Source organism: Mesorhizobium sp. M7D.F.Ca.US.004.03.1.1 (assembly GCF_003998635.1).
Lineage (GTDB): Bacteria > Pseudomonadota > Alphaproteobacteria > Rhizobiales > Rhizobiaceae > Mesorhizobium > Mesorhizobium loti.
On the sequence record NZ_RZQG01000481.1, the window covers coordinates 1 to 4,470 of the forward strand.

Annotated in this window: 6 protein-coding genes; 3 read left to right on the forward strand and 3 right to left on the reverse strand. The window is 63.9% G+C overall.

What is annotated here, in order from left to right:
* Positions 1-560: 3-deoxy-7-phosphoheptulonate synthase (locus EN935_RS23310; RefSeq protein ID WP_127373647.1), on the forward strand; the 560-nt coding region annotated here is incomplete at its 5' end.
* A gap of 53 nt (positions 561-613) precedes the next feature.
* Here EN935_RS23310 and EN935_RS23315 read toward each other — a convergent pair.
* On the reverse strand, positions 614-1,249 hold the full coding sequence (locus EN935_RS23315) for a LysE family translocator (protein WP_127263258.1): 636 nt from the start codon (positions 1,247-1,249) through the stop codon (positions 614-616).
* Between the two features lie 129 nt (positions 1,250-1,378).
* On the opposite strand from EN935_RS23315, the gene EN935_RS23320 reads away from it, so the two are divergent.
* Positions 1,379-2,080, forward strand: coding sequence for a YafY family protein (locus EN935_RS23320; protein ID WP_127263257.1), 702 nt, complete (start codon positions 1,379-1,381; stop codon positions 2,078-2,080).
* Between the two features lie 33 nt (positions 2,081-2,113).
* On the opposite strand, the gene EN935_RS23325 is transcribed toward EN935_RS23320, so the two are convergent.
* Positions 2,114-3,223, reverse strand: coding sequence for a Gfo/Idh/MocA family oxidoreductase (locus EN935_RS23325; RefSeq protein ID WP_127263256.1), 1,110 nt, complete (start codon positions 3,221-3,223; stop codon positions 2,114-2,116).
* A gap of 156 nt (positions 3,224-3,379) precedes the next feature.
* Between EN935_RS23325 and EN935_RS23330 the strand changes: the two genes are divergently transcribed.
* A complete protein-coding gene (locus EN935_RS23330) occupies positions 3,380-4,225 on the forward strand; it encodes a MurR/RpiR family transcriptional regulator (RefSeq protein ID WP_164757620.1) in 846 nt (281 codons plus the stop codon).
* Here the strand turns inward: EN935_RS23330 and EN935_RS23335 are convergent.
* The coding region (locus tag EN935_RS23335; RefSeq protein WP_164771284.1) for an AraC family transcriptional regulator at positions 4,222-4,470 on the reverse strand (249 nt) is incomplete at its 5' end. The two genes, EN935_RS23330 and EN935_RS23335, sit on opposite strands and share 4 nt — an antisense overlap.

Consider the following 4,470-nt stretch of genomic DNA (forward strand, 5'->3'; position numbering starts at 1 on the left):
GCCTGTCCTGCCCGGTCGGCTTCAAGAACGGCACCGACGGCAATCTGCGGATCGCCGCCGAGGCCGTGAAATCCGCCGCCCAGCCGCATCATTTCATGGCGGTGACCAAGGGCGGACGCAGCGGCATCGCGACGACCACCGGCAATGAGGACTGCCACGTCATCCTGCGCGGCGGTGTCGCGCCCAACTATGACGCGGCGAGCGTCGAGGCTGCCAGCACGGAACTTGCCCGCATCGGCGTCGCGCCCCGTTTGATGATCGATGTCAGCCACGCCAACAGCTCGAAGAAGCCCGAGAACCAGCCCAAGGTGGCGGCCGATGTCGCTGGCCAGGTCGCGGCGGGCGACGAGCGGATCATCGGCGTCATGATCGAGAGCAACCTCGTCGCCGGCCGGCAGGACGTCGTAGCAGGCAAGCCGCTCGTCTATGGCCAGAGCATCACCGATGGCTGCATCGACTGGGCGACCACCGAGACGGTGCTGCACGGCCTTGCCGGCGCCGTCGAGTGGCGCCGATCTGTGCGCCGCGCAATGATCGAGAGTCGGCAGGGAGCCGCCTGATACGGATACGGATGGCGGCATGGGAAGGGCGGCGGTTCCGGTTTCAGCCGGCACTACGCCGCCCTCAGCCCCTCCCATGCGGTCAGCACGGAAATCGCAACCAGAAGGAATCCGGCCGCCCTGCCGGCAAAGGCGGTCGCCTGGGGATTGGCGACCAGCAGATTGCGGCTGCGACCGGCAGTGATTGCTAGCCCGCCATAGACGGCAAACTGCATGACGATCGTCATCAATCCCATGATGGAAGCCTGCATCCAGATCGGACCGTAGTCCGGCTTCAGAAATTGCGGGTAGACCGCGAAGACGAAGAGATAGGCTTTTGGATTGATCAGGCAGATCACCACCCCCTGGCGAAACGCCTTCCATGCGGAGCGACTGCCGGCAGGTCCATCATGGCCGACCTTGATCGAACTGCGCATCAGCGTCAGCCCGATAAAGGCCATGTAGGCGGCGCCGGCGATCAGCAGCGGATTGTAGAGGATCGGCACGAAATGCATCAGCAGACCGACGCCGAGCGCGCCGTTCAGTGTGTGCACCATGCCGCCCAGCATGATGCCGCCGGTCGCGGCAAGTCCCCTGTTGCCGCCACCGGTCAGCGCATTGGCAAGCACGAAAAGCATATCCATGCCGGGCACGATGATGATGCCGAAGAGGAGGAGACAGAAAAGCCAGAGATTTTCCGCGTAGCCCATGTCAGTTGCCTGTCGCTTCGCCCGGCCAGACCGCAGCGGAATGTGTTGATTCTCAACTCGATAGGCGCTCCTATAGGTCAGCCCAACTGACGATGGTGTGTCAGTTGCGATCGGAACCCCGAGTGAAAAATGCGCAAGGCGTCACGCCTGTTCGAGATCATACAGATCGTACGGCTGGCGCGGCAGCCGGTGACGGCGGCGACGATTGCCGAGCGACTGGAAGTGACGGTGCGCTCGATCTATCGCGACATCGCAGCACTGCAGGCGATGCGCGTGCCGATCGAAGGCGGGCGTGGCATCGGCTACATCCTGCGCCCCGGCTTCGACCTGCCGCCGCTGATGTTTTCGATCGAGGAGATGGAGGCGATCATCCTGTCGCTGGCACTGCTGGAGCGCACGGGGGACAGCGAACTCAAGCAGGCGGCCAAGCGCGTCAGTGCAAAGATCGCCGGCGCGGTGCCGCCGCCCTTGCGACAGGCATTCGACGCCAATGCGCTGCATGCGTGGGGGTTCGCCGCGCCTTCGACCGGTGCGATCGACCTGGCGCTGGTGCGCCGCGCCATTCGTGACGAGGAGAAGCTCGACCTCTCCTATCGCGACGAAATGGGCCGCGCCTCCGAGCGGCTCGTTCGGCCTATCGCCCTGATCTATTACGCCGAAACCGCCAACATCGTCGGCTGGTGCGAGTTGCGCCAGGCGATCCGCAATTTCCGCAGCGACCGGATCGAGGATTGCCAGGCGACGGGACTACGGTTCAAGGGCGAAGGTGATCGGTTGCGGCAGGTCTGGGTCAACGGCTGGGAGACAAACACCTCGACCGCCGCCGTCTGAAGCACCTTCGCGAAGCGAAAACCGGGTGCGAGACTACCTCACATCGACCCAGCGCTTTTCCTCGAAGGAGCGCGCCATCGCGTGCACGGTGCGCTCGATCTCCAGCCCTTCGGCGAATTCGATGAGCCGCGCCGGTTTGCCGGCAAGCCGCGTCAGCAGTTCGTGGCATTCGATGATCTTGAGATCGTTGAAGCCGAGCCCATGGCCGGGCGCCGGCAGGAAGGCGTCGTAGGGCTTGTGGTGCGGCGCCACCAGGATGGTGCGATAGCCCTGTTCGGTCGGGCGATCGGCGGTGACATAGAGCTGGATTTCGTTCATCCGCTCCTGATCGAACAGGATCGACCCCTTCGAGCCGAAAATCTGGATGGCAATGCGGCCCTTGCGGCCCCAGGCGGAACGATTGACCAGCAGCGTGCCGGCAATGCCGTTTTCCAGGTGCATCAGCACGCTGGCGATGTCGTAGGTTTCGACCGCGCGGCGCCCGCCGCTAGCCACCTTGCGGTCGGCATAGGGCTTGGCCATGTCGCAGATGACGCTGGCGACGCGACCGAACAGGGCGGAAACCAGCGACAGCGGATGCACGGCGAAATCGTCGAGCGCGCCATAGCCGGAAGCGGCTTCGTGCTTCCAGAAGAACAGCGCCTCCGGGTCGGCCATGAAGTCCTCATCCATCTCGATGCGCAGATGGTTGACCTCGCCGATGATCTTCTCGTCGAGCAGCGCACCGATGTGGCGGATGGCCGGGCTCTGGATGTAATTGTAGCCCAGCGCCGCGATCTTACCGGACTTTTTGGCCGCCGCTGCCATCGCCTCGGCTTCGGCAAAGCTCGGCGCCATCGGCTTTTCGCACCACAGATGCTTGCCGGCCTGAAGAACCGCGATGGCCATTTCCGGATGGAACTGGTTGGGCGTGGTCAGCGAGACGATGTCGACCTCCGGGTCGTTGACGACGGCGCGCCAGTCGCCGGACGCCTTGGCGAAACCGAACTCGCCTGCCTTGCGTTGAGCAAGCTCCTCATTGACCTCGCCGAGATGCACAAGCTTTGGCTTGGCGACATCCGGAAAGACGGCGCCGACGGCACTCCATGCGATGGCGTGACACTTGCCCATGAAACCCGTGCCGATGAGACCGACGCCGACCATTTTCCGTTTCTCCACTGCCTGATGTATCAGATGGATGAATTAGTCCATTTTGCCTTGGAATGGAATGTCTGCCTCATTTTTTATGGCGTTCTTGCGCAGGCTCGCTATGATGGGGCAGAGAGGACGCTTTCACCGATGAGCTTGGACGGGCCGACGATGGACGAACGGGTACCTCGTGACTTCGAGACATTGCGCGCCACGATCCTTGACCGGCGCGAAAGCCTGCCGAAGCGCATCGCCCAGATCGCCGCCTATGCGCTCGACAATCCCGACGATATCGCCTTCGGCACCGCCGCCAGCATCGCCGCTTCGGCCGGCGTGCAGCCTTCGACCTTGATCCGCTTTGCCCAGCAGCTTGGCTTCGACGGCTTCACCAGCCTGCAGCAGGTGTTTCGCGAGCGGCTGCGCGAGCGCAACTCGTCCTATGACGAACGGCTGCAGGCGCTGCGCACCAAGGCCGAGGGCGGCGCCGGTCATCGTGCCATCTTCGACGGCTTCGTCGCCGCCGCCAGCACCTCGCTCAACGATATCTCGCGCACGCTGGACGATGCGCATCTGGAAGACGCGATTTCGCTGCTGGCAAAGGCCGAGACCATTTATGTGCTGGCCAAGCGCCGCTCCTATCCGGTGGCGTCATACATCGCCTATGCGCTGGGCAAGCTGAAGATCCGCAACCAGCTGATCGAATCGGCCGCCGGCCTGAACGCCGAGATGATCGGCTTCGCCACACCGGCGGATGCCGTCATCGCCATCTCCTTCGCGCCCTACGCCCCGGCCACCATCGAGGAAGCGCGTAGCATCTCGGAACAGGGCGTGCCGATCGTCGCCATCACCGACAGCTCGTTTTCGCCGCTCGCCCAGTTCGCCAAGGTCTGGTTTGAGGTGGCCGAGGCGGATTTCGCCGGCTTCCGGTCGCTGTCGGCGACGATGGCGCTGGCCATGGCACTGACCGTCGGCGTCGGCGAGAAGCGACGCGACACGGGTCGCAAACGCAAGGTCTAGATGATCTCTACGGCCACCTCGCCTGCCGCCGAAAGCCGCGCTGCGTCGCGCGCCGGCGGTGAGCCGAACTGGCGGGCATACTCCCGGCTGAACTGGGAAGCGCTCTCATAGCCGACGGCGAAGGCGACGCTTGCAACATTGCCTGGCTGGGCAAGCAGCAAATGGCGGGCCTCCAGCAGCCGGATCTGTTTCTGATACTGGATCGGGCTCATCGCCGTCGCCGCCTTGAAGTGGCGGCAAAAAAC